This window comes from Kitasatospora sp. NPDC056651, from assembly GCF_042792155.1.
Lineage (GTDB): Bacteria > Actinomycetota > Actinomycetes > Streptomycetales > Streptomycetaceae > Kitasatospora.
In genome coordinates this window covers 31,797-55,772 of sequence record NZ_JBHTWX010000052.1, presented here as the reverse complement: position 1 = coordinate 55,772, position 23,976 = coordinate 31,797, and the positions used below count along the sequence as shown (strand labels likewise).

Annotated in this window: 24 protein-coding genes; 6 read left to right on the top strand and 18 right to left on the bottom strand. The window is 73.2% G+C overall.

Annotated elements, in window-relative coordinates:
* Positions 1–122: 122 nt before the first annotated feature.
* The 4 genes from ACFRAR_RS21105 to ACFRAR_RS21090 form a co-directional block, all read right to left on the bottom strand.
* Positions 123–1,250, bottom strand: a complete 1,128-nt coding sequence (locus tag ACFRAR_RS21105; protein ID WP_380699641.1) for a GuaB3 family IMP dehydrogenase-related protein — start codon at positions 1,248–1,250, stop codon at positions 123–125.
* Positions 1,251–1,399: 149 nt separating this feature from the next.
* Positions 1,400–2,902 (bottom strand): IMP dehydrogenase, encoded by a 1,503-nt coding sequence (gene guaB, locus ACFRAR_RS21100; protein WP_380699640.1) that lies wholly within the window; start codon positions 2,900–2,902, stop codon positions 1,400–1,402.
* A 270-nt stretch (positions 2,903–3,172) separates the two neighbouring features.
* Positions 3,173–3,886 carry an RNA polymerase sigma factor ShbA gene (gene shbA, locus ACFRAR_RS21095; RefSeq protein ID WP_380699638.1) on the bottom strand — a complete coding sequence of 238 codons (714 nt, stop codon included), beginning with the start codon at positions 3,884–3,886 and terminating at the stop codon, positions 3,173–3,175.
* A 338-nt stretch (positions 3,887–4,224) separates the two neighbouring features.
* A complete protein-coding gene (locus ACFRAR_RS21090) occupies positions 4,225–4,836 on the bottom strand; it encodes a response regulator transcription factor (protein WP_014136228.1) in 612 nt (203 codons plus the stop codon).
* 565 nt (positions 4,837–5,401) lie between these two features.
* Here ACFRAR_RS21090 and ACFRAR_RS21085 point away from each other — a divergent pair.
* A complete protein-coding gene (locus ACFRAR_RS21085; RefSeq protein WP_350735776.1) occupies positions 5,402–5,728 on the top strand; it encodes a WhiB family transcriptional regulator in 327 nt (108 codons plus the stop codon).
* Positions 5,729–5,848: 120 nt separating this feature from the next.
* Here ACFRAR_RS21085 and ACFRAR_RS21080 read toward each other — a convergent pair whose 3' ends face one another.
* The 3 genes from ACFRAR_RS21080 to groES form a co-directional block, all read right to left on the bottom strand.
* Entirely contained in the window at positions 5,849–6,847 is a 999-nt protein-coding gene (locus tag ACFRAR_RS21080) for a LysR family transcriptional regulator (RefSeq protein ID WP_380699637.1), read from the bottom strand.
* Between the two features lie 132 nt (positions 6,848–6,979).
* The gene (groL, locus tag ACFRAR_RS21075) at positions 6,980–8,608 is read right to left on the bottom strand and encodes a chaperonin GroEL (RefSeq protein ID WP_380699635.1); all 1,629 of its coding nucleotides are present in this window, start codon (positions 8,606–8,608) and stop codon (positions 6,980–6,982) included.
* A gap of 116 nt (positions 8,609–8,724) precedes the next feature.
* Positions 8,725–9,030: a co-chaperone GroES gene (gene groES / locus ACFRAR_RS21070; RefSeq protein ID WP_014136232.1), complete on the bottom strand. Its 306-nt coding sequence runs from the start codon at positions 9,028–9,030 to the stop codon at positions 8,725–8,727.
* Positions 9,031–9,301: 271 nt separating this feature from the next.
* On the opposite strand from groES, the gene ACFRAR_RS21065 reads away from it, so the two are divergent.
* A complete protein-coding gene (locus ACFRAR_RS21065; protein WP_380699633.1) occupies positions 9,302–9,643 on the top strand; it encodes a hypothetical protein in 342 nt (113 codons plus the stop codon).
* Positions 9,644–9,692: 49 nt separating this feature from the next.
* The gene (locus ACFRAR_RS21060; protein ID WP_380699632.1) at positions 9,693–10,859 is read left to right on the top strand and encodes an SAM-dependent methyltransferase; all 1,167 of its coding nucleotides are present in this window, start codon (positions 9,693–9,695) and stop codon (positions 10,857–10,859) included.
* A gap of 28 nt (positions 10,860–10,887) precedes the next feature.
* Here the strand turns inward: ACFRAR_RS21060 and ACFRAR_RS21055 are convergent, their stop codons facing one another.
* From ACFRAR_RS21055 to tsaB, 5 genes are all read right to left on the bottom strand, one after another.
* Positions 10,888–11,796, bottom strand: coding sequence for a polysaccharide deacetylase family protein (locus ACFRAR_RS21055; protein ID WP_380699631.1), 909 nt, complete (start codon positions 11,794–11,796; stop codon positions 10,888–10,890).
* 80 nt (positions 11,797–11,876) lie between these two features.
* Complete coding sequence (locus ACFRAR_RS21050; protein ID WP_380699630.1) at positions 11,877–12,137, bottom strand: hypothetical protein; 261 nt, start codon at positions 12,135–12,137, stop codon at positions 11,877–11,879.
* Entirely contained in the window at positions 12,134–13,240 is a 1,107-nt protein-coding gene (gene tsaD, locus ACFRAR_RS21045) for a tRNA (adenosine(37)-N6)-threonylcarbamoyltransferase complex transferase subunit TsaD (RefSeq protein ID WP_380699629.1), read from the bottom strand. The genes ACFRAR_RS21050 and tsaD overlap by 4 nt, the downstream gene beginning before the upstream one ends.
* Positions 13,233–13,730, bottom strand: coding sequence for a ribosomal protein S18-alanine N-acetyltransferase (gene rimI, locus ACFRAR_RS21040; RefSeq protein ID WP_380699644.1), 498 nt, complete (start codon positions 13,728–13,730; stop codon positions 13,233–13,235). The genes tsaD and rimI overlap by 8 nt, the downstream gene beginning before the upstream one ends.
* Positions 13,731–13,753: 23 nt before the next feature.
* A complete protein-coding gene (gene tsaB / locus ACFRAR_RS21035) occupies positions 13,754–14,410 on the bottom strand; it encodes a tRNA (adenosine(37)-N6)-threonylcarbamoyltransferase complex dimerization subunit type 1 TsaB (RefSeq protein ID WP_380699627.1) in 657 nt (218 codons plus the stop codon).
* 154 nt (positions 14,411–14,564) lie between these two features.
* Here tsaB and ACFRAR_RS21030 point away from each other — a divergent pair, with 154 nt between their 5' ends.
* Positions 14,565–15,131 carry a hypothetical protein gene (locus ACFRAR_RS21030; protein ID WP_380699626.1) on the top strand — a complete coding sequence of 189 codons (567 nt, stop codon included), beginning with the start codon at positions 14,565–14,567 and terminating at the stop codon, positions 15,129–15,131.
* Positions 15,132–15,222: 91 nt separating this feature from the next.
* Here the strand turns inward: ACFRAR_RS21030 and ACFRAR_RS21025 are convergent, their stop codons facing one another.
* From ACFRAR_RS21025 to ACFRAR_RS21005, 5 genes are all read right to left on the bottom strand, one after another.
* Positions 15,223–15,417, bottom strand: coding sequence for a hypothetical protein (locus tag ACFRAR_RS21025; RefSeq protein ID WP_380699624.1), 195 nt, complete (start codon positions 15,415–15,417; stop codon positions 15,223–15,225).
* A gap of 139 nt (positions 15,418–15,556) precedes the next feature.
* The gene (gene tsaE / locus ACFRAR_RS21020) at positions 15,557–16,054 is read right to left on the bottom strand and encodes a tRNA (adenosine(37)-N6)-threonylcarbamoyltransferase complex ATPase subunit type 1 TsaE (RefSeq protein WP_380699622.1); all 498 of its coding nucleotides are present in this window, start codon (positions 16,052–16,054) and stop codon (positions 15,557–15,559) included.
* A 94-nt stretch (positions 16,055–16,148) separates the two neighbouring features.
* Entirely contained in the window at positions 16,149–17,384 is a 1,236-nt protein-coding gene (locus ACFRAR_RS21015) for an alpha/beta fold hydrolase (protein WP_380699621.1), read from the bottom strand.
* Entirely contained in the window at positions 17,381–18,580 is a 1,200-nt protein-coding gene (alr, locus tag ACFRAR_RS21010) for an alanine racemase (RefSeq protein WP_380699620.1), read from the bottom strand. Before alr ends, ACFRAR_RS21015 begins: the two co-directional genes overlap by 4 nt.
* A 163-nt stretch (positions 18,581–18,743) precedes the next feature.
* The gene (locus tag ACFRAR_RS21005; protein WP_380699619.1) at positions 18,744–20,219 is read right to left on the bottom strand and encodes an NAD(P)H-hydrate dehydratase; all 1,476 of its coding nucleotides are present in this window, start codon (positions 20,217–20,219) and stop codon (positions 18,744–18,746) included.
* Between the two features lie 180 nt (positions 20,220–20,399).
* Between ACFRAR_RS21005 and ACFRAR_RS21000 the strand changes: the two genes are divergently transcribed.
* The gene (locus tag ACFRAR_RS21000) at positions 20,400–20,948 is read left to right on the top strand and encodes a Uma2 family endonuclease (RefSeq protein WP_380699643.1); all 549 of its coding nucleotides are present in this window, start codon (positions 20,400–20,402) and stop codon (positions 20,946–20,948) included.
* 37 nt (positions 20,949–20,985) lie between these two features.
* On the opposite strand, the gene glmS is transcribed toward ACFRAR_RS21000, so the two are convergent.
* The gene (gene glmS / locus ACFRAR_RS20995) at positions 20,986–22,842 is read right to left on the bottom strand and encodes a glutamine--fructose-6-phosphate transaminase (isomerizing) (protein WP_380699618.1); all 1,857 of its coding nucleotides are present in this window, start codon (positions 22,840–22,842) and stop codon (positions 20,986–20,988) included.
* 99 nt (positions 22,843–22,941) lie between these two features.
* Between glmS and coaA the strand changes: the two genes are divergently transcribed.
* Positions 22,942–23,937, top strand: coding sequence for a type I pantothenate kinase (coaA, locus tag ACFRAR_RS20990; RefSeq protein WP_380699617.1), 996 nt, complete (start codon positions 22,942–22,944; stop codon positions 23,935–23,937).
* Positions 23,938–23,976: the final 39 nt, after the last annotated feature.

Genomic DNA, 23,976 nt, shown 5'->3' with positions numbered 1-23,976 from the left:
AGACGCTCGGCTGGGATACCCCAGCCGAGCGTCTACGTGATCTACTCACCGTCTGAAACCAAGCGGTGTTGCGACGACCCCTTGAACCCAAGGTCCGGCAGGGGCCTCCGTCGTCACGAACCTCAGCGGTGGTCGAGCGCCGGGTTGACGGTGACCTCGACCCGCTGGAACTCCTTGAGCTCCGTGTAGCCGGTGGTGGCCATCGCCCGCCGCAGCGCGCCGAACAGGTTCATGGTCCCGTCCGGGGTGTGCGAGGGACCGGTCAGGATCTCCTCGGTGGTGCCGACCGTGCCGAGGTGCACCCGCTTGCCGCGCGGCAGCTCCTCGTGGACGGCCTCCATGCCCCAGTGGAAGCCCTGGCCCGGGGCGTCCGTCGCCCGGGCCAGCGCCGCACCGATCATCACCGCGTCGGCGCCGCAGGCGACCGCCTTCGGGATGTCGCCGCTGTAGCCGACGCCACCGTCCGCGATCACGTGCACGTAGCGGCCGCCGGACTCGTCCATGTAGTCCCGGCGGGCCGCCGCCACGTCCGCCACCGCGGTCGCCATCGGCACCTGGATGCCCAGGACGTTGCGGGTGGTGTGGGCGGCGCCGCCGCCGAAGCCGACCAGCACGCCGGCCGCGCCGGTGCGCATCAGGTGCAGGGCCGCGGTGTACGTGGCGCAGCCGCCGACGATCACCGGGACGTCCAGCTCGTAGATGAACTGCTTGAGGTTGAGCGGCTCGGCGGCGCTGGAGACGTGCTCGGCCGAGACGGTGGTGCCGCGGATGACGAAGACGTCGACGCCGGCGTCCACCACGGCCTTGGAGAACTCGGCGGTCCGCTGCGGGGACAGCGCGGCGGCGGTGACCACGCCGGAGTCGCGCACCTCCTGGATCCGCTGCTTGATCAGCTCGGCACGGATCGGGGCCGCGTAGACCTCCTGGAGCCGGCGGGTCGCGGTGGACTCGTCGGTGATCGCGGCGATCTCGTCCAGCAGCGGCTGCGGGTCCTCGTAGCGGGTCCACAGGCCTTCGAGGTTCAGCACGCCGAGACCGCCGAGGCGGCCGATCGCGATGGCCTGCTGCGGCGAGACCACGCTGTCCATCGGGGCGGCCAGGAACGGCAGCTCGAAGCGGTAGGCGTCGATCTGCCAGGCGATCGAGACCTCCTTCGGGTCGCGCGTACGACGGCTGGGGACGACGGCGATGTCGTCGAAGGCGTACGCCCTGCGGCCGCGCTTGCCTCGCCCGATCTCGATCTCAGTCACTTCGAGCCCTTCTGCTTTGTTGCCCATGCCGGCCGGGTCACCCCGGCCGCACCCCAGTATCCCGTACCCGTGCGGGTCCCGCCCCGACGGCCCACGGCCCGGACATGCGCGAAGGGCCCGCGACAGCGGGCCCTTCGGCGTTCAGCGGGTCATCGGGACGAGTAGTTCGGCGCCTCGACGGTCATCTGGATGTCGTGCGGGTGGCTCTCCTTGAGACCCGCCGAGGTGATCCGCACGAAGCGGCCCTTGCTCTCCATCTCGGCGACGGTGGCGGCGCCGACGTAGCCCATGGTCTGGCGCAGACCGCCCACCAGCTGGTGCAGCACGGCCGACAGCGGGCCGCGGTAGGGCACCTGGCCCTCGATGCCCTCGGGGACGAGCTTGTCGTCCGAGGCCACCTCGGCCTGGAAGTAGCGGTCCTTGGAGTACGAGCGGCCCTGGCCGCGGGACTGCATGGCGCCCAGCGAGCCCATGCCGCGGTAGGACTTGAACTGCTTGCCGTTGATGAACATCAGCTCGCCCGGGGACTCCTCGCAGCCGGCCAGCAGCGAGCCCAGCATCACGGTGTCGGCACCGGCAGCCAGGGCCTTGCCGATGTCGCCCGAGTACTGGAGGCCACCGTCGCCGATGACCGGCACGCCGGCCGCCTGACAGGCCACGGCGGCCTCGTAGATGGCGGTGATCTGCGGGACGCCGATGCCGGCGACGACGCGGGTGGTGCAGATGGAGCCGGGGCCGACGCCGACCTTGACGCCGTCCACGCCGGCGTCGATCAGCGCCTGGGCGCCGTCCCGGGTGGCCACGTTGCCGCCGACCACGTCGATCTTGACGGCCGACTTGATCTTCGCGATCCAGGCCAGCGCGTTGTGGCTGTGGCCGTGCGAGGTGTCCACCACCAGGAAGTCCGCACCGGCCTCGACCAGGGCCTGGGCCCGGTCGAACGCCTCGGCGCTGGCACCGACGGCGGCGCCGACCAGCAGCCGGCCCTCGGCGTCCTTGGCGGCGTTCGGGTACTGCTCGGCCTTGACGAAGTCCTTGACGGTGATCAGGCCCTTGATCCGGCCCTCGTCGTCGACCAGCGGCAGCTTCTCGATCTTGTGGCGGCGCAGCAGCGCCATCGCGTCCACCCCGGAGATGCCGACCTTGCCGGTGATCAGCGGCATCGGGGTCATGATCTCGCGGACCTGGCGGCTGCGGTCCGACTCGAAGGCCATGTCACGGTTGGTGACGATGCCGAGCAGCTTGCCCGCCTCGTCGGCGATCGGCACGCCGGAGATGCGGAACTTGGCGCACAGCGCGTCCGCCTCGGCCAGGGTGGTCTCCGGGCCGACCGTGATCGGGTCGGTGACCATGCCGGACTCGGAGCGCTTCACCAGGTCGACCTGGTTGGCCTGGTCCTCCACCGACAGGTTGCGGTGCAGCACGCCCACGCCGCCCTGGCGGGCCATCGCGATGGCCATGCGCGACTCGGTGACCTTGTCCATCGCCGCGGAGAGCAGCGGGATGTTGACGCGGACGTTCCGGGAGACCCGGGAGGAGGTGTCCACCTGGTTCGGCAGCACCTCGGAGGCCCCGGGCAGCAGCAGGACGTCGTCGTACGTGAGCCCGAGCATCGCGAACTTCTCGGGTACGCCTGCGGCGTTGTAAGACATTTGGGGGGTACCTTCCGTGGCCGGCCTAATCCGCTCACGCCCTGAGCCCTGGGGGTGGGGGCGCATTCATCGCTCACTCGCGCAGACCGCCGAAGCCGGGTGCGATGGGAGGATCCTCCAAGGGGACCCCGCGCGCACCCGCCAAACTTTGGCAACCCGCCCAGGCGCCGATACCCCATGGTACTGGCACCGCGAATGTGTCCTCGTGTGCCCTTGACAACACCCCCTCCCCGTGGACCATTCCCCCGCGGCCGGCGGGGAGGGCGGGGATCAGGAGGACTCCTCCGCGAGTGCCCGCAGCCGGCTGAGCGCCCGGTGCTGGGCGACCCGGACGGCACCGGGTGACATCCCGAGCACCTCGCCGGTCTCCTCCGCCGAGAGCCCGGCGGCCACCCGCAGCAGCACCAGCTCGCGCTGACGGGCCGGCAGGTTGGAGAGCAGTTCCTTCGCCCAGGCCGCGTCGCTGCTCAGCAGCGCCTGCTCCTCGGGGCCGAGCGCCTCGTCCGGCACCTCCGGCAGGTCGTCCTGCGGCACGACGGTCGAGCCGGGTCCGCGCATCGCGGCCCGCTGGAGATCGGCGATCTTGTGCGCGGCGATCCCGTACACGAAGGCCTCGAACGGGCGCCCCTGGTCCTTGTACCGGGGCAGCGCGCAGAGCACCGCGACGCAGACCTCCTGCGCGACGTCGTCCACGTGGTGCCGGGCCCCGCCGGGCAGCCGGGCCAGCTTGGCGCGGCAGTACCGCAGCGCCAGCGGGTGGACGTAGGCGAGCAGCGCGTCGATCGCCGGGCCCTCGCCGCGCACCGCGGCCACGACCAGTTCGACCACCAGCGGCGAGCCGCCCGTGCCGAGCGCCGGGGGCCTGCCCGGCCCGACCGGGTCCGGGCCACCGGGATCGGCGTACGACGGATCGTGGCCCGGACCGGAGGGCTCGGCCTCCACCGGGTCCGCCTGGCCGGCCGTACCGGCGACGTCGTCGCGCATCGGTCCATGGTGCCTGGTCGCGCGGGAAAACGCGGCACCGCGTCCGGAGTTGTGCACCGGAACGTTATGCGCTGCGGCACCGTACGGCGTACCGCGCACCACCGGCCCCTCCTGCACCGTGCCGCCTCCCGCCCCGCCGCCGTCGGTGGTGGTCCCGTCCGTCGCGCCGTCCGCCGAGTGTCCTGCGGCTGCGTGGTTCGCCGCAGTGCCTGTCCGCTGGTCCCCGAGGTGCTCCACTCCTCCATGGTGCAACCTCGGGACCGTAACGTCACACGCCCGTGCGGCGCCCGCTCCGGGAACCCCCGGCGGCGCGCCGCAGCCGGCGGCGCCGGCGGTGGTCAGCGGACCAGGCCCCAGCGGAAGCCCAGCGCCACCGCGTGCGCCCGGTCGGAGGCCCCGAGCTTCTTGAACAGCCGTCGGGCGTGGGTCTTGACGGTGTCCTCGGACAGGAACAGCTCGCGCCCGATCTCCGCGTTGCTGCGGCCGTGGCTCATGCCCTCCAGCACCTGGATCTCACGCGCCGTCAGCGTCGGCGCCGCACCCATGTCGGGGCTGCGCAGCCGGCGCGGGGCGAGCCGCCAGGTCGGGTCGGCGAGGGCCTGGGTGACGGTGGCCCGCAGTTCGGCGCGCGAGGCGTCCTTGTGCAGGTACCCGCGGGCGCCCGCGGCCACCGCCAGCGCGACACCGTCGAGGTCCTCGGCGACGGTGAGCATGATGATCCGCGCGCCCGGGTCGGCGGACAGCAGCCGCCGGACCGTCTCGACCCCGCCGAGGCCGGGCATCCGGACGTCCATCAGAACGAGATCGGAGCGGTCGGCCACCCAGCGGCGGAGGACCTCCTCCCCGTTCGTCGCGGTGGTGACCCGGTCCACACCGGGTACGGTCGCGACGGCGCGGCGAAGCGCCTCGCGGGCGAGCGGGGAATCGTCGCAAACGAGAACGGAAGTCATGACCGTCGTCCTCCGCAGCTGATCCGCGTCACGTTGAGCCTCCTGGCTGGTACGAACCTCTCCGACACGGCCGATCGGCGACAGACCCCGTCCTGATCGCCCCGACTTGCCCGCGATCGTTCCCGACGTCCGGCGCCCGCTAACCGCCTCCGCACTTCCAACGACCGTCACTCGAATGAGTTACGGCCTTCAGGGCCATCTCCACCACTGTACGTGGCCAACCCATTACCGATCAGCCGCATCGCGGTGCACACGCCGCTCTTTTGCGCAGCTCGCGCGCGGTCGGCGTACGACCCGCACACCGATTCGGCTCGGCGCGCGCCCCGTCGGCCACCCGATTGCCACACCCGCGCCCGCCTGGAGCCCGCGCCCACTATGCCCTTTTTTATCGCTTTCGTATGGTCATTGACTGTTGTGCCAGTGTGTGGGTGACTTGTCCATGGAGTTGCCTTAAGTCATATTTCCAGGTGTCCACACCAGTGCATCGAAGCCCCGCCGCTCCGCTCGGCAGCAGTTCCCGCCGAACGCCCGGCCCACGGCCGACAGCCTCTGAAGGGAATGAGCCATGGCAGATTTCTCCCGCCTCCCCGGCCCCAACGCGGACCTCTGGGACTGGCAGCTCTCCGCGGCCTGCCGTGGTGTGGACAGCTCGCTCTTCTTCCACCCCGAGGGCGAGCGCGGGGCCGCGCGCAGTTCGCGCGAGGCCAGCGCCAAGGAGGTCTGCATGCGCTGCCCGGTGATCGCCGAGTGCGCGGCGCACGCGCTGGCGGTGCGGGAGCCGTACGGCGTCTGGGGCGGGATGACCGAGGACGAGCGCGAGGAGATGCTGGGGCGCTCGCGGCACCGGCTGGTCGAGGTCCCGCTGACCCCGCCGGCGGTCGCCCGGCGCTAGCCCCGTCTCCGGGAGCGCGATGAAGAAACGTTCCTTCGCGGTGCTTCAGCCCGCTCGCAGTCCACGCGGTTCGATCCGCTCACCGTGAGTACCGGGCCACCGCGGCCCCGTCACCCACCGTCAGCGATCCCCGGCCGAGCCCGCCAGCCGCTCCAGCATCAGCGCGACGGCCGGCACCTCCGCCAGGTCCGGCAGGGTCAGCGCGACCACCTGGCGCACCGCGGGCGCCCCGGAGGCCGTCCGCACCGGCACCGTCGACACGCCGTCAGGGCGCACCGACTGCAGCGCCAGCCGCGGCAGCACCGCCACCCCCAGCCCGGCCGCCACCAGGCCGACCACCGCCGGGTAGTCGTCCGTCGCGAAGTCGATCCGCGGCTCGAAGCCCGCCCCGGCGCAGAGCTCCACCAGGTGCCCCCGGCACTGCGGGCAGCCGGCGATCCACTGCTCCTGCGCCAGCTCGGCCAGTTCCACCGCCCCGCCCTTCCCGGCCAGCGGGTGGGCGGCGGGCAGCAGGCCCACCATCGGGTCGTCCAGCAGCGGGGTGACCACCAGGTCGGACCAGTCGGTCCCGGCGGTCAGCTGCTGCGCCTCCAGGTTCGCCTCGGCCCGGGCCTCGCGCGGCGTGCCGTGACCGGGCGCCGGGAGCGCGACCGCACCGTCGGACTGCGGGTAGCGGAAGGCCAGCGCGATCTCGCACTCGCCGCCGCGCAGCATCGCCAGCGACTCCGGCGGCTCCGCCTCGACCAGCGACACGCGCACCCCCGGATGGCTGTCCCGCAGGCGGGCGACCGCCGGCGGCACCAGGGTGGAACTCGCGGTCGGGAAGGACACCAGCCGCACCCGCCCGGCCCGCAGCCCGGCGATCGCGGCCACCTCCTCCTCGGCGGCGGAGAGCCCGGCCAGGATTCCGGTGGCATGCTTGAGCAGGACCCGCCCGGCCTCGCTGAGCTGCATCCCGCGGCCCGAGCGGACCACCAGCGGGGTGTCCACGGACTTCTCCAGGGCCTTCATCTGCTGGCTGATGGCGGGCTGGGTACACCCCAGCTCACGGGCGGCGGCGGAGAAGGAGCCGGTGCGGGCGACGGCACGCAGGACGCGCAGGTGGCGGGCCTCGATCATGCTTTAGTTATAAGGCAATCTTTGTATTCTGCAAAATTCTGCTGATAGTTGAAAGCTCAAGATCACCAACGCCGGAGGCCCGGCCCGCCTCCCCGAGGGAGCGGACCGGGCCTCCGGTCAGGCGTCGGAGCCTCAGTGCGAGTGGCCGTGACCGCCGTGCGAGTGACCGGCCTCGGCCTCCTCCTCCTTCTTCTCCACCACGAGGGTCTCGGTGGTGAGGAGCAGGGAGGCGATCGAGGCGGCGTTCTCCAGGGCGGAGCGGGTGACCTTGACCGGGTCGATGACGCCGGCCTTCACCAGGTCGCCGTACTCGCCGGTGGCGGCGTTGTAGCCGAAGCCCGTCTCCAGCTCGGCGACCTTGTGGGTGATGACGTAACCCTCGAGGCCGGCGTTCTGGGCGATCCAGCGCAGCGGCTCGTGCAGCGCCTTGCGGACCACGGAGACACCGGTGGCCTCGTCACCCGACAGGCCCAGGCCGCCGTCCAGCACCTTGGCGGCGTGGACCAGGGAGGCGCCACCGCCGGCGACGATGCCCTCCTCGACCGCGGCGCGGGTCGCCGAGATGGCGTCCTCCAGGCGGTGCTTGCGCTCCTTCAGCTCCACCTCGGTGGCGGCGCCGACCTTGATGACGCAGACGCCGCCGGCCAGCTTGGCCAGGCGCTCCTGCAGCTTCTCGCGGTCCCAGTCGGAGTCGGTCGCGGCGATCTCGCCCTTGATCTGGGCGACGCGGCCGGCCACGGCCTCGGCGTCACCGGCACCGTCGACGACGGTGGTCTCGTCCTTGGTGATGGTCACGCGGCGGGCGGTGCCCAGCACGTCCACGCCGACCTGGTCGAGCTTGAGGCCGACCTCCTCGGAGATGACCTGGCCACCGGTCAGGACGGCCAGGTCGCCGAGGATCGCCTTGCGGCGGTCGCCGAAGCCCGGGGCCTTGACGGCGACGGCGTTGAAGGTGCCACGGATCTTGTTCACGACCAGGGTCGACAGCGCCTCGCCGTCGACGTCCTCGGCGATGATCAGCAGCGGCTTCGAGGCACCGCCCTGGAGGATCTTCTCCAGCAGCGGCAGCAGCTCCTGGATGGAGGAGATCTTGCCCTGGTTGATCAGGATGTACGGGTCCTCCAGGACCGCCTCCTGCCGCTCCGCGTCGGTGACGAAGTACGGCGACAGGTAGCCCTTGTCGAACTGCATGCCCTCGGTGAAGTCCAGCTCCACGCCGAAGGTGTTCGACTCCTCGACGGTGATGACACCGTCCTTGCCGACCTTGTCGATCGCCTCGGCGATCAGCTCGCCGACCTGGGTGTCCTGCGCGGAGAGGGACGCGACGGCGGCGACGTCGTCCTTGCCCTCGATCTCGCGGGCGATGGAGAGCAGGTGCTCGGAGACGGCGGCGACGGCCTTGTCGATGCCCTTCTTCAGGGCGGCCGGGCCGGCACCGGCGGCGACGTTGCGCAGACCCTCGTTCACCAGGGCCTGGGCCAGCACGGTGGCGGTGGTGGTGCCGTCACCGGCGACGTCGTTGGTCTTGGTGGCGACCTCCTTGACGAGCTGCGCGCCAAGGTTCTCGTACGGGTCGTCCAGCTCGACCTCGCGGGCGATGGTGACACCGTCGTTGGTGATGGTCGGGGCGCCGAACTTCTTGTCGATGACGACGTTGCGGCCCTTGGGGCCGATGGTCACCTTGACGGTGTCGGCCAGCTTGTTGACACCGCGCTCCAGCGAGCGGCGGGCGTCCTCGTCGAACTGCAGGATCTTCGCCATGTTCCCTATTCCCTCGGGGCTGCGACCGGGCCACCGGCCGCCGAACTACGTGAACCAACGACCACGCCCCGGGCCCCTGTCACTTGGGACACGGATCCGGGGCGGGTCGGAACGTCTTACTTCTCGATGATCGCGAGAACGTCGCGGGCCGAGAGCACCAGGTACTCCTCGCCCTGGTACTTCACCTCGGTGCCGCCGTACTTCGAGTACAGGACGATGTCACCGACGGCGACGTCGAGCGGCAGACGCTGGCCGTCCTCGAAGCGGCCCGGGCCGACGGCCAGGACGACGCCCTCCTGGGGCTTCTCCTTGGCGGTGTCCGGGATAACCAGGCCGGAGGCCGTGGTGGTCTCGGCGTCGAGCGGCTGGACCACGATGCGGTCCTCGAGCGGCTTGATGGCAACCTTGCTGCTGGTGGTCACGTCCGAGCTCCCCTTCGGAGATTACGGGGTTTTCTAACGGGTAGGGGCGATCCTGCGGGTCTGCCGTCGCGGGGGTCAGACACACGTCGTCGCGTTAGCACTCTCCAGGTGGTGAGTGCCAAGGACGACCATAGGGCCGTGTTAGCACTCAGTCAACCAGAGTGCCAACGGCGCGCCTCGGAAACCCCGGAAGACGCACCCGGGGACCCCCGGAAAACGGATGAGTAGCCGTACTCATGTGCGACCCGGCCCCGCTCGACAGACTCGTGGCATGACTCCGATCCCGGCCGTCCGCATCGGCCCGTCCCGGCTCAAGGACGCCTCGCTGGCCCTGCCGACGCTGCTCCTGCTGGGAGCGGCGCTCCCGGTCGCCGCCTTCTACCTCGTCTGCCTCGTCGGCATCGCCGCCGGCTTCGACGGCGGCGACGACGGGGACGGCAGCGCCTGGGCCACCCTGGCCGTCGCGTTCATGGCCGCCCCGGTGATCGCCCTCGCGGTGAGCGTCGTGACGGCCGTCCGCAGCGTCCGGTCCGGCTACCGGCTCCTCCCGGTCGCCGCCGCGATCGCCCCGTTCGTCCTGCCCGCGCTGCTCTCCTCCGGCGCCCTCCGGTGACCGGCCGGACGGTGCGCTCGCGAGCCCGCCGACCGGCGAGAATGGCCCCGTGGACACCGAGAACCTCCAGCCGCTGCTGACGCCCGAGGGCCAGGCCCTGCTCGCCGAGTTGCGCGAGTTCACCCCCGGGGAGGAACTCGCGCTGGCGACCCGGCTGCGGCGGGAGCACCCCGCGGAGCTGGTGTCGGCGGCGTTCGGGCAGGCGCGGCTGCGGCAGCGGGCCCGGGCCAAGTTCGGGGCCGACGCCGACCTGATGTACTTCACGCCCAACGGCGTCGAGCAGTCCACCCGGCGCGCCGTGGCCGAGTGGCGGGCGCGGCGCTTCGCCGCCCTGGGCGTGCGACGGCTGGCGGACCTGTGCTGCGGCATCGGCGGGGACGTGCTGGCGCTGGCCCGGGCGGGCATCGAGGTGCTGGCCGTCGACAAGGACCCGGCGGCCTGCGCCGCCACCGCCGCGAACGCCGCCGCGCTGGGCCTGGCCGAGCTGGTCGAGGTGCGCTGCGCGGACGTCGCCGAGGTGGACGTCACCGGCTACGACGCGGTGTTCACCGACCCGGCCCGGCGCACCTCACGCGGCCGGGTGTTCGACCCCGAGGCGTACGCCCCGCCGCTCTCCTGGGCGATCGAGGCCGGCCGGCGGACCCCGATCGGCGCGCTGAAGGTCGCCCCGGGCATCCCGCACGAGGCCGTCCCCGAGGACGCCGAGGCCGAGTGGGTCTCCGACCACGGCGACGTCAAGGAGGCGGTGCTCTGGTTCGGCACCGGGGCCGCCGGCCCGCACCGCGCCACCCTGCTGCCGCAGGGCGCCAGCCTGACCGGCGGCGACCTGCCCGACCCGCCGGCCGGCCCGGTCGGGCGCTACCTGTACGAGCCGGACGGCGCGGTGATCCGGGCCCACCTGGTGGCCGAGGTGGCCGGGCAGGTGGGCGGGCGACTGATCGACCCGAAGATCGCCTACCTGACCGCCGACGAGCTGGTCCCCACCCCGTACGCGCACGCCTTCGAGCTCACCGACGTGCTGCCGTTCAACATCAAGAAGCTGAAGGCGCTGCTGCGCGAGCGGGCGGTCGGCACGGTGGTGATCAAGAAGCGCGGGATGGCGATCACCCCGGAGGAACTGCGCCGCCAGCTCAAGCCGTCCGGGCCGAACACCGTCACGGTGATCCTCAGCCGCACCGACCACGGCCCGCTGATGATGCTGGGGCAGCCGGTCTGAGCCAGGAGGCGGGCGCCCGGGTTCCGGGTCAGGAGGCGGGTGCCTGGATGTAGTCCTCCAGCCGGGCCACCGAGAAGCCCTGCTCCTGGATCCGGGCCAGCAGGTCGCCGAACATCTGGGTCATCGTGGCGCCCTTGAGCTCCGAGGGGCCGCGGAAGTGCGCCAGGATGATGTCGCCTGGCTTCAGCTTCTTGTCCCCCGCCTGGTACTGCATGTCGTGGATCTGCATCGACTCGCGCCACAGCACGATGGCGCGCGGGCCGCACTGCTGCACCGAGGTGTTGAGCGTCGCGGTGCCGGCGCCGTCGCCGAACGGCGGGCGGAACAGCAGCGGGGCGGTGCCGTACTGCTGGGTGAGCGCGGACTGGGCGTCGCAGATCTCGGACTTCTGCTTCTCGGCCGGGATCTTGCTCATCACCGGGTGGTCCACGGTGTGGTTCTGGATGTGGTTGCCCAGTGCCTGGAGCGGCTTGAAGTAGGCGTAGTCGTTCCTGACTATGTCCCGGGTCAGGAACATCGATATCGGCACCTTGAGGTCGGTCAGCATCTCGACGAACTTCGGGTCCTTCTCGGCCCCGTCGTCGATGGTGACGAAGACGACCTTGTCGTTCGTCTTCACCTCGCTGAACACCGGTACGGTGCCGGTCCGTTCGAGCTTGATCGGCTTGTCGGCGGGCGGCGCCGGGGCGGGGGCGAGCGGGGTGAGGTTCCACTTGGCCCAGGCCGCCGCGTCCGCGCCCGCCGGAGCCGCGGTGGTCGGGGCGGCGGTGGCCGGCGCCCCGCCGGTGGGCCGGGGCGCGGCCGAGGCGGTGCCGGTGCCCTGGGCGGCCGGGGCGCTGCCGCCGCCCCCGTTGTCGCCGCATCCGGTGGCGAAGGCCAGCAGGGCCAGCGCCCCCGCCGCGTACGTCCTGGTCCTGCTCCGCCCGTCGCTGATCACCGCAGTGTGCTCCCGCTTCCCGTCCGGCCTTCTCTCCGCTATGCACGGTAACGGCCGGGGCAGCGGTTCCCGCTTCCGGGCTACTCGGCGTGCTCGCTGGTGAAGGACCAGCGGTGCACCGGGCGGCCGAGCAGCTCGGCCGGCGGGTCGGCGACCGGCACCGGCTCACCGCTCCACCAGGCGATCAGCAGCACCCTCTCACCGGGGGCGGAGAGCAGTTCGAGGCGCTCCAGCCCGGCCGAGCCGCGCAGCGCGGACAGCGCCGACTCCCGCGCCCAGGCGGCGAGTTCGGCCCCACGGCCGGCCGCCGCCCGGGCCTCCCACATCGCGGCGACGGTCATGCCGCGCCACCGCCGAGGGCGTCGTAGGCCTGGCCGTGGAAGCCCCCGTGCCCGATGTCCGCGGCGGGCACGTGGACGTCGGTGACGGGCAGCGAGGAGTCCGCCGACAGGTCGAGGGAGGACGGCGCGCGGTCGCGCCACACCATCTCGGCGCCGAGCGCCGCGACCATCGCGCCGTTGTCGGTGCACAGGCCCGGCCGGGGCACCCGCAGCCGGATGCCGGCCCGGTCGCAGCGCTGCCGGGCCATCTCGCGCAGCCGCGAGTTGGCCGCCACGCCGCCGCCGATCATCAGGTGGTCGACGCCGCTGTCCTTGCACGCCTTGACGGCCTTGCGGGTGAGCACGTCGGTGACCGCCTCCTGGAAGGACGCCGCCACGTCGGCGATCGGCACCTCCTCGCCGGCCCGGCGCTTGGCCTCCACCCAGCGGGCGACGGCGGTCTTCAGGCCGGAGAAGGAGAAGTCGTACTCGGGGTCGTTCCTGCCGGTGAGGCCGCGCGGGAAGGCGATCGCCTTCGGGTCGCCCTCGCGGGCCGTCCGGTCGACGATCGGGCCGCCGGGGAAGCCCAGGCCGAGCACCCGGGCGACCTTGTCGAAGGCCTCGCCGGCCGCGTCGTCGATGGTCGCGCCGAGCGGGCGGACGTCGCTGGTGATGTCCTCGCTGAGCAGCAGCGAGGAGTGCCCGCCGGAGACCAGCAGGGCCATCGTCGGCGAGGGCAGCCGGCCGTGCTCCAGCTGGTCGACGCAGATGTGCGAGGCGAGGTGGTTGACCCCGTACAGCGGCTTGTCCAGCGCCCAGGCGTACGCCTTCGCGGCGCTGACGCCGACCAGCAGCGCGCCGGCCAGGCCCGGGCCGGCCGTGACGGCGATGCCGTCCAGGTCGCTCGCCTTGACGCCGGCGGTGTCCAGGGCGCGCTGGATGGTCGGGACCATCGCCTCCAGGTGCGCGCGGCTGGCGATCTCCGGGACGACGCCGCCGAAGCGGGCGTGGTCGTTGACGCTGGAGGCGACCGCGTCGGCCAGCAGGGTCGTGCCGCGCACGATGCCGACGCCGGTCTCGTCGCAGGAGGTCTCGATGCCGAGGACGAGCGGTTCGTCAGCCATGGCGGGTGTCCTCAATGTCCTTCGGGTCAGTGCTGTCAGTGCTGTCGGTGCTCGGATGGTCGAGGCGCATCACCAGCGCGTCGACGTTGGCGGGCTGGTAGTAGCCGCGCCGGATGCCCACCGGTTCGAAGCCGTGGCGCTCGTACAGCCGCTGGGCGCGCGGGTTGTCCACCCGCACCTCCAGCAGCAGCTCGGCGCACTCGCGCCGGGCGGCCTCCCGGATCAGGTCGGTGAGCAGCGCCGTGCCGAGGCCGGCGCCCTGGTGGCGCTCGTCGACGGCGATGGTCTGGACGTCGCCCTCGCCGGCGACGGCCATCAGTCCGGCGTAGCCGACGACCGTGCCGTCCGCGGCGGTGGCGACGGTGTAGTGGCGGGTGCCGCCGGGGTGGGCCTCGGCCAGTTCGGACCAGAACATCCCGGCGGACCAGGCGTCCTCGGGGAAGAGCCGCAGCTCCAGCTCCAGCACCGGCTCGATGTGCCACCAGCGCATCGGACGCAGGGTGGTGCCGTGGTTCACGCCGGGAGCACCGCCTTGTAGCCCGCGGGGACCTGGGCGTCCGGGCGGCGCAGGTACAGCGGCTGGTTCGGCAGCAGCCCGCGCCCGGCGGCCAGCTCGGCGGCGGCGAAGCCGGCCAGGGCGCCGGCCGAGACGTGCTCGGGGCCGTGCGCGCCCGGGAAGGCGTCGGGGTAGAGCAGCGCCCCGGCGCCGACGGAGCTCTCCTGCGGGGTCAGCTCGGCCGGGCGGTCCACGCCCGGCCCCTCGGTGCGGCGGCCGTCGGCGTCGTACGAGGCCCAGTAGACCTCCTTGCGGCGCGCGTCGGTGGCGACGGTGAACGGGCGGCCGGCCAGGCCCTCCGCGCGGGCCTGGAAGGCGATCGCGTCCAGGGTGCAGACGCCGTGCACCGGCAGCCCGAGGGCGTGGCCGAGCGCGGCGGCGGTCACCAGACCGACCCGCAGGCCGGTGTACGGGCCGGGGCCGACGCCGACCGCGATGCCGGTCAGCTGGTGCTTGTCCACCCCGGCGGCCCGCAGGACCCCGTCGATCGTGGGCAGCAGCAGTTCGCCGTGGCGCCTGGCGTCGACCTGGTGGGTCTCGGCGAGGACGGCCGTTCCGTCGTGGACGGCGGCGGTGACGGCGGGGGTAGCGGTGTCGAACGCGAGCAGCAGCACGGGTCAAGGTTAGACCGACGTTGGGCCGACCGGCCGATCGGCAGGGCGTACCACCCGGGAACACACATCCGAGGCGCTGCGACCCGCACGGATGAACCTGGCACGATGGGGCCGTACGTAAAGGGACGGCGGCGGGAGTGGCAACGTGGCGAAGATGGGTCCTGGAGTGGTGGTCACGGGGTTGACCCTGGGGGCCCTGGCGATGGTCAGCCTGCTGGCCTTCCAGGCCAACGGCGCCCAGGACCGGGCGGGCGGCATCAGGCCCACCGTCACCACCACGGAGACCGGTACGGCCACCGCCGCGGCTCCCACCGCCTCGGCCACCCCGACCGTCCCGCCGCTGCCGGCCACCTCGGGCACCGGCACCCGGGTGGTCTACTCGGTCGGCAGCCACTACGTCTGGCTGATCGACCCGAAGAAGAACCCGCAGGTCGCGGCCGCCTTCCCGGTCACCCCGGGCTCCGTCGAGCCGACCCCGGGCAGCTACGCGGTGTACAGCCGCACCCAGACCACCACCGGCACGGACGGCAAGCAGATCGAGCACGTGGTCCGCTTCGCGCAGCAGAACGGCGTGGTGTTCGGCTTCAGCGCGGCGGTGGACGGCGGGACGCCGACCACCGACCCGACCGCCAAGACCGGCGGCATCCGCAGTGGCCGCGCCGAGGGGCAGTTGCTCTGGGACTTCGCGCCGAAGGAGACCAAGGTGGTCGTGGTCGCCTGATCCCGGACGGTTCCGGCCCGGAAGGGGCCGGCGGGGAACAGGCGGACGGGCGGGGAACGGGCGGGCCGACGGGAACGGGCGGACCGGCCCGTTACGCGGCCCGGGGCGTCCTGGTCTCGGGCCGTTCGTCCTGCCTGGGCTCCGGTTCGGGCGGGGTGGAGACCGCCTCGGCGGCCGCACAGGCGGCCAGCAGTGCCCGCATCGGCTCTCCCGGAGCGCGGCGGGCGGACTCTCCGGCCCCGGCGACGCGGACCGCGCGCTGCGGGGCGGGGGTGGGACTCGACATGGCGCCTCCCTAGTTAGGCAGACCTAACCGCAGCACCCATCCCACCACGCCCGGCACCCCACCCGCAACACCTTGCCGACAAGCTGTCGGCAAGGTGTCGGCACGATGTCGCACCGTCACGGCGCCGACGACCGGCGCCTCAGCCGAGGTCCGCCAGCGCCACGTCCGCCCAGCGCGGGCCGATGCCGGTCAGCACCACCCGGCGCGGGTCCTGGTCGTCCCCGTCCGCGGCGTCGCCGATGGCCCGCTCGATCCGAACCTCCAGCCGGTCCTCGGACAGCCGTTCGACCTTGCCCTCGCCCCACTCGACCACGACCACCGACTCGGGCAGCGAGACGTCCAGGTCGAGGTCCTCCATCTCGTCCAGGTCCCCGCCCAGCCGGTACGCGTCCACGTGCACCAGGGCCGGGCCGCCGACCAGGGACGGGTGCACCCGGGCGATCACGAAGGTCGGCGAGGTCACCGCCCCGCGGACCTGGAGCCCCTCCCCCAGGCCCCGGGTCAGCGTGGTCTTCCCCGCCCCCAGCTCACCGGAGAGCAGCACCAGGTCACCCGGCCGCAGCAACGCGGCCAGCTCCCGGCCGAGCCGGCCCATCCGCGCCGGGGTGGGGACGGTGAGAGTGGCGTGCGAGCCCATGCGCGTGTCTAGCCCTTCGATCCGTACCGGCGCACCGACCACCGGCCGCCACCCGCTACCGTGCCACATCGGCGCGCCCCGGCGCGGGCGGGCCTCACGCCGGGTCGACGACGGTTTCCGCGGCCCGCTCCCGGGCCAGATCGACGACGGCCCCGGGCAGCTCCGCCGCCCCGGCGAAGCCGGCGGCCCGGCGCAGCAGCCGGGCCAGCTCGTGGTCGACCAGCTCCGGGCGCTCCAGCATCAGCAGGTGCCCGGCGCCCTCGGCCAGGACCAGCTCGGCGCCCGGCAGCCGTTCGGCCATCGCCTCGCTGTGCGCCGACGGCGTCAGCAGGTCCTTCGTCCCGGCCGTCACCAGGACGGGCAGGCCGCGCAGGGCGGCCAGCGCCTCGTACTTCTCGTGCACGCCGAACACCGGGTAGAACTCGGCGACCACGTCGATCGGGGTGGCATCCAGCAGCTGCTCGGCGAAGCGCACCACGCCGGGGTCGACGTCCCGTCCGCCGAAGGAGAACCGCCGGTAGAAGACCGCGGTCACGTCCGAGCCCAGCCGCCTGGTCGCCTCCACCAGGTCGACCTGCCGCCCCAGCAGCTTCACCACCCCGGGCGCGACCTTCTTGAACAGCTTCGCACCGGCCTTCGGCAGGCCGAGGCTGACCTCGTTCCAGTCCCCGGCGAGGGTGCCGATCAGCGCCACTCCGGCGACCCTCTCGCGGAACAGCTCCGGGTGCTGGTCGGCCAGCGCCATCAGCGTCATGCCGCCCATCGAGTGGCCCACCAGCACCAGCGGCCCGGTCGGGGCGACGGCGTCGATCACCGCCTTGAGGTCGCCGCCCAGCTGGTCGATGCCGGCCGGCTCGCCCGCCAGGTACGAGCGGGAGCGCTCGGAGCGGCCGTGGCTGCGCTGGTCCCAGAAGACCAGCCGCAGCCCCTCGCGCAGCGCGGCCCGCTGGAAGTGCCAGCTGTCCTGGTTGAGGCAGTAGCCGTGGCAGAACACCACGGTCAGCGGCTCGGCGCCGGTGCCGTCGCCGTCCGGCTCGTCCCAGCCGGTGCCGTCCAGCTCCACGTACAGCTCGGTGCCGTCCGGCGCGGCCACCGTCCTCGGACGTCCGCGCAGCGAGCCGTACGGGGCGTTCGCGTCCAGCTCGGCCCGGGCCCGGCGGCGCATCGCCCGGCCGACGGTCAGCCGCTCCACCGCCACGCCCGCGGCCGCCCCGGCCGCCAGCACACCGACCGAGATCCCGATCAGACCCGCCCGGCTCACCCCGGTCGCGGCACCGGCGGCCTTGGCCACCGCCGCGACCGGATCGCGCCCGGCCGGTGCGCCGGTCATGCCGACGGGCCCTCGGCGTGGCTGCCGCCCAGGTGACGGCGGGGCACCCGGGCGCCGATCCGGGTGATGATCTCGTACGAGATGGTGCCGCAGGCGCGGGCCCAGTCCTCGGCGGTGGGCTCGCCGCGCTCACCGGTGCCGAACAGCAGCACCTCGTCACCGATCGCCGGGGTGTCGCCACCGAGGTCCACCACGAACTGGTCCATCGCGACCCGGCCGGCCACCATGCGCCACTTGCCGTCGATCTGCACCGGGCCGGTGCCGCTGGCGTGCCGGGGGATGCCGTCGCCGTAGCCGACCGGGACCAGGCCCAGGGTGGTCGGGCCCGGCGTCGTGTAGTGGTGGCCGTAACTGACCCCGTGCCCGCCGGGGACGTGCTTGACCAGGGCCAGCCGGGCCGTCAGCGACATCACCGGGCGCAGCCCGAAGTCGGCCGGCGAGCCCACCTCGGGCACCGGCGACAGCCCGTACGCGGCCAGGCCGGTGCGCACCAGGTCGAAGTGCGACTCGGGCAGCAGCAGCGTGGCCGGCGAGTTCGCCAGGTGGCGGACCTCGGGGCGCAGCCCGGCCGCCTCGGCCGCGGCCAGCGCGGCGCGGTAGGAGTCCAGCTGGGCCTGGATCGACGGGTGACCGGGCTCGTCCGCCGCGGCGAAGTGCGACCAGACGCCGACGACCGTCAGCAGCCCCTCGGCCTCGGCGCGCCGGGCGGCGGCCACCAGCAGCGGCCAGTCGTGCGGCTGGCAGCCGTTGCGGCCGAGGCCGGTGTCGGCCTTCAGGTGCACCCGGGCCGGGCTGCCGGTCTCGCGGACGGCCGGCAGCAGCTCGTCCAGCGCCCACTGGCCGCTGACCGAGATGTCCAGGTTCGCGCGCAGCGCCTCGCGCCAGGGCCCGCCCGGCGTCCACAGCCAGCACAGGATGCGGGCGTGCTCCGGGCGGATGCCCGCGGCCCGCAGCGCCAGCGCCTCGTCCGGCGTCGCACAGCCGAGCCAGCCGACGCCGTTCGCGACCGCCTCCCGGGCGCACTCGACGGCGCCGTGGCCGTAGGCGTCCGCCTTGACCGCGAGCATCACCGCGGCTCTGCCGACGCGGTCGCGCACCGCCGCGAGGTTGCCTCGCAGGGCGGCGAGATCGATGGTCGCCTCGGCCCGTACGCCGTCGGTGAGGGTGGCTGTGCCGGTCGTGTTCGCAGTTGTCATCAGGGTCAGTCTCCCAGACGTCCCGGAGTCCTCGCCGAACGGCCCGTCGGCGCGGCGGCCCGGTACGGCGCGCCGGCGTGCGGCGGACCGCCCTTCCACCCCGTTCAGGACGCACCGACCGGATGCCCCGGTTCCGCCGGTCCGGAACCGGCCGGCGTCCGCCCTACCCCGCCCGGACCGCCCGCCACACCGCCGGCAGCGCCCCCGCCACCGCGAGCGCCGTCACCGGCGCCCCCGGAGCGCCCGCCGCCTCGCGCCCGGCCAGGCCGTGCAGGTAGGCGGCCGCCGAGGCCGCGTCCAGCGGCGCCAGGCCCGCCGCCAGGAGGGAGCCGGCCAGCCCGGCCAGCACGTCGCCGCTGCCGGCGGTGGCCAGCCAGGAGGTGCCGGTGGGATTCACCCGGACGGCGCCGCCCGGATCGGCGACCACCGTGGTGGAGCCCTTGAGCAGCACCGTCGCCCGGTAGCCGGCCGCCAGCCGGCGGGCGGTGGCCAGCCGGGCCGCGGCCAGGTCGTCGACGGCCGGCGGCGTGCCGCCCTCGGCGCCCGCCAGCAGCCGGGCGGCCTCGCCGGTGTGCGGGGTCAGCAGGGTGGGCGCGGTGCGGCCGGCCAGCGCGTCCGGGCCGAGCCGGCCCAGCTCGGTCAGCCCGTCCGCGTCCACCAGCACCGGGACGTCGCTCGCCAGCGCCTCGGCCAGCGCCTGCCGGGCCCCCTCGCCGCCGCCAGGACCGACCACCCAGGCCTGCACCCGCCCGGCCCCGGCCGGGCCGCCCTCGGTGACCAGTGCCTCCGGGAAGCGCCGCACCACCTCCTCGGCCGCCGTCCCCGCGTACCGGACGGCGCCCGCGCCGCCGTGCAGCGCCCCGGCCACCGCGAGCAGCGCCGCGCCCGGGTACGTCGCCGAGCCGGCCGCCACCCCGACCACGCCGCGCCGGTACTTGTCGCTCTCCGCGGCCGGCTCCGGCAGCAGCGCCGCCACGTCCGCGTGCTGGAGCGCCGTCACCTCCGCCGCGGGCGGCTCCAGCCCGATGCCGACCAGCTGCACGGCGCCGGCGTACGAGGCGCCCGGGTCGACCAGCAGCCCTGGCTTGTGCGTGCCGAAGGTGACCGTGACGTCCGCGCGCAGCGCCGCGCCCGGTACCTCTCCGGTGTCGGCGTCCACCCCGCTCGGCAGGTCCACCGCCACCACGATCCCCGGCCGCCCGGCCCGCGTGTACGGCTCGGCCTCCGGGCGCAGCCCGCCCCGGCCGCCGATGCCGACGATGCCGTCCAGCACCAGGTCCGCGCGCGAGAAGTCGGCCAGGCCGACTCCCTGCTCCTCCGTCACCCGCCCGCCGGCCGCCCGCAGCGCGGCCAGCCCGCCCGGGTGCGCCTTCCGCGGCGTCAGCAGCACCGCCGTCACCCGCGCCCCGCGCCGGGCCAGCGCGGCCCCGGCGTACAGGGCGTCACCCCCGTTGTCCCCGCTGCCCGCGAGCACCACCACCCGGCTGCCGTACACCCGCCCCCGACGTCGCGTCAGCAGCCGCGCGCACGTCGCCGCCAGCCCGGCGGCCGCCCGCCGCATCAGCGCGCCCTCCGGCAGCCGGGCCATCAGCGCGGCCTCGGCGGCCCGGACGGTTTCCACAGGGTGTGCATGACGCATGGGGAAGGCTCCTTCAGCGGTCGGCTACCGCCGACGCTAGCCCGCGTCGCCGCCCCACGGGAGCCGGGCCTGCGGCACACTTTCGAGTGACAACCACTTCGATCCCCCACCGGTGTCGGTCCGTACGCCTACCTTGTGGCTCGGCACGGACCCACAGGAGGGAGAAGGGCCATGGTCGCCATGCCGGCAGTCGAGCACCCGCTGGGCGAGGACAGCCTTCTCCAGGCGTTTCTGGAGCTGGACACCCCGCTGGGAAGCAAGGCCGAGTTCATCGAAGGGGAGATCGTCGTGACACCGCCACCGGACGGACACCACGAGGGCACGGTCTCGAAGCTCGCCAAGCAGTTCTTCCGGAATGCCGCGATCGATCTGGACATCGCGGGCGTCAAGGGCCTGATCACTCCCAAAGGCCGGTTCATCCCCGACGGCACGGTCGTCCCGGCCGACCAGTTCGACCATTTGGATTCCTGGGCCCCGGCGGGCGGTGTCCTCCTCGTCTTCGAGGTCACCTCGATCAACCCGCACAAGGACCGCGAGCCCAAGCGCAGGGGCTACGCCGCTGCGGGAATCCCCTGCTACCTGCTGATCGACCGCACCGACGGCATGGTCACCCTGTTCACCGAACCCGACGGCGAGGACTACATCACCCGGACCAAGGTCGAGTTCGGCAAGTCGATCGACCTGCCCGCCCCGTTCTCGTTCACGCTCGACACGGCGCCCCTGCGGTAGGACGCAGCCACCGCAGGGGCACCGTGCGGCCGAGCGACTACTCGACGGTGACCGACTTCGCCAGGTTGCGCGGCTGGTCGACCTCGTGGCCCTTGGCCGTGGCCAGCTCGCAGGCGAAGACCTGGAGCGGGACGGTGGAGACCAGCGGCTGGAGCAGGACCGGGGTGGCCGGGATGCGGATCAGGTGGTCCGCGTACGGGACGACGGCCTCGTCGCCCTCCTCGGCGATCACGATCGTGCGGGCGCCGCGGGCCCGGATCTCCTGGATGTTGGAGACGATCTTGTCGTGCAGGATCGACCGCCCGCGCGGCGAGGGCACGACCACCACGACCGGCAGCCCCTCCTCGATCAGCGCGATCGGGCCGTGCTTGAGCTCGCCCGCCGCGAAGCCCTCGGCGTGCATGTACGCCAGCTCCTTGAGCTTGAGCGCGCCCTCCAGGGCCACCGGGAAGCCGACGTGGCGGCCGAGGAACAGCACCGAGCGGGCGTCGGCCAGCGAGCGGGCCAGCTCGCGCACCGGCTCCATGGTCTCCAGGACCTGCTCGACCTGCTTCGGTGCGTCGCCGAGCTCCTTGATGACGGCGAAGATCTCGTCGCCCCACTTGGTGCCGCGCACCTGGCCCAGGTACAGGGCGACCAGGTAGCAGGCGACCAGCTGGGTCAGGAACGCCTTGGTCGAGGCGACCGCCACCTCCGGACCGGCGTGGGTGTACAGCACCGCGTCCGACTCGCGCGGGATGGTGGAGCCGTTGGTGTTGCAGATCGCCAGCACCTTGGCACCCTGCTCGCGGGCGTGCCGCAGCGCCATCAGGGTGTCCATGGTCTCGCCGGACTGCGAGATGGCGATGACCAGCGTGCCCGGGCCCATGATCGGGTCGCGGTAGCGGAACTCGGAGGCGACCTCGACCTCGCAGGGGATGCGGGTCCAGTGCTCGATCGCGTACTTGGCGATCATGCCGGCGTGGAAGGCCGTACCGCAGGCGACGATGACGACCTTGTCCACCGAGCGCAGGTCGGCGTCGGAGATCCGCAGCTCGTCCAGGGTCAGCCGGCCGTCCGTGCCGATCCGGCCGAGCAGGGTGTCGGCGACGGCCTTCGGCTGCTCGGCGATCTCCTTGAGCATGAAGTAGTCGTAGCCGCCCTTCTCGGCGGCCGAGGCGTCCCAGTCGACGTGGTACTCGCGCACGTCGGCCGCGGTGCCGTCGAAGTTGGTGACGGTCACGCCCTCCCGGCGCAGCTCGACCACCTGGTCCTGGCCCAGCTCGATCGCCTCGCGGGTGTGCGCGATGAAGGCGGCGACGTCCGAGGCCAGGAAGTTCTCGCCCTCGCCGCGACCGACCACCAGCGGCGAGTTGCGCCGGGCACCGACGACCACGTCCGGCGCGTCGGCGTGCACGGCCACCAGGGTGAAGGCGCCCTCCAGCTGACGGCAGACCACCCGCATGGCCTCGGCGAGGTCGCCCGCGTAGGCCTCGCCCAGCAGGTGGGCGACGACCTCGGTGTCGGTCTCGGACCGGAGGGTGTGGCCGCGCTCGGCGATCTCGGCGCGCAGCTGGGCGAAGTTCTCGATGATGCCGTTGTGCACCACGGCGACCCGCTGGTGGTCGTCCAGGTGGGGGTGGGCGTTGGCGTCCGTCGGGCCGCCGTGGGTGGCCCAGCGGGTGTGGCCGATGCCGGTGGTGCCGCCGGGCAGAGGGGTCTCGGCGAGCGACTTCTCCAGGTTGGCGAGCTTGCCCGCCCGCTTGTCGGTGGCCAGGCTCCACTGCCCGTCGGAGTCCTGCACCTGCACCGCGACGCCGGCCGAGTCGTAACCCCGGTACTCCAGCCGCTGCAAGCCTGCGATTACTACGTCGAGGGCGGACTGAGCGCCCACGTATCCAACAATTCCGCACATGCGTGCCAGCATAAGGGCGGTTCTGTGGCCCTTTTCCCGCCGCGCGGGAACGCTGCGTGACCGACACCACAACCACCGTGAACGCCGCGACGGCTCACAATGGAGCATGTGCTGACCGAACTCTGTACGCGGGGCGCCGCCACGCCCGGCCCGTCACCGTCCCCCTACGTGGACCTCAGCCGGGCGGAGTGGAGCGCGCTGCGCGAGCGTACGCCGCTGCCGCTGACCGCCGAGGAGGTGGAGCAGCTGCGCGGCCTGGGCACCGCCCTCGACCTGGACGAGGTCCGCGACGTCTACCTCCCGCTGTCCCGGCTGCTGAACCTGTACATCCACGCCACGCACGAGCTGCGCGGCACCCTGGGCACCTTCCTGGACACGCCGGACACCGAGCGAACCCGCACCCCGTTCATCATCGGCGTGGCCGGCTCGGTGGCGGTCGGGAAGTCCACCACCGCCCGGCTGCTGCAGGAGCTGCTCGCCCGCTGGCCCGAGCACCCCCGGGTCGAACTGGTCACCACGGACGGCTTCCTGCTCCCCAACGCGGAGCTGCGCCGCCGCGGCCTGATGGCCCGCAAGGGCTTCCCGGAGTCGTACGACCGCCGGGCGCTGATGCGCTTCGTCGCGGACGTGAAGGCCGGCAAGGAACGGGTCAGCGCGCCGGTCTACTCGCACCTGGTGTACGACATCGTGCCGGACCGGCGGCTGACCGTGGAGCGCCCGGACATCCTGATCGTCGAGGGCCTGAACGTGCTCCAGCCGGCCCTGCCCGGCTCCGACGGCCGCACCCGTCTCGCGGTGGCCGACTACTTCGACTTCTCGATCTACGTCGACGCCCGGACCGACGACATCGAGCACTGGTACCTGGACCGCTTCCGCAAGCTGCGGCAGACCGCCTTCCAGGACCCGAACTCCTACTTCCGCCGCTTCACCGAGGTGCCGGAGGAGGAGGCGATGGAGTACGGCCGGCAGGTCTGGCGCACCATCAACAAGCCCAACCTGCTGGAGAACGTGCTGCCGACCCGCGGCCGGGCCACCCTGATCCTCCAGAAGGGCGCGGACCACAAGGTCCGCCGGGCGCTGCTGCGCAAGCTCTGACCGCACCCGCCCCGGGCCCGTACCCGCCCTGCCCCGTAC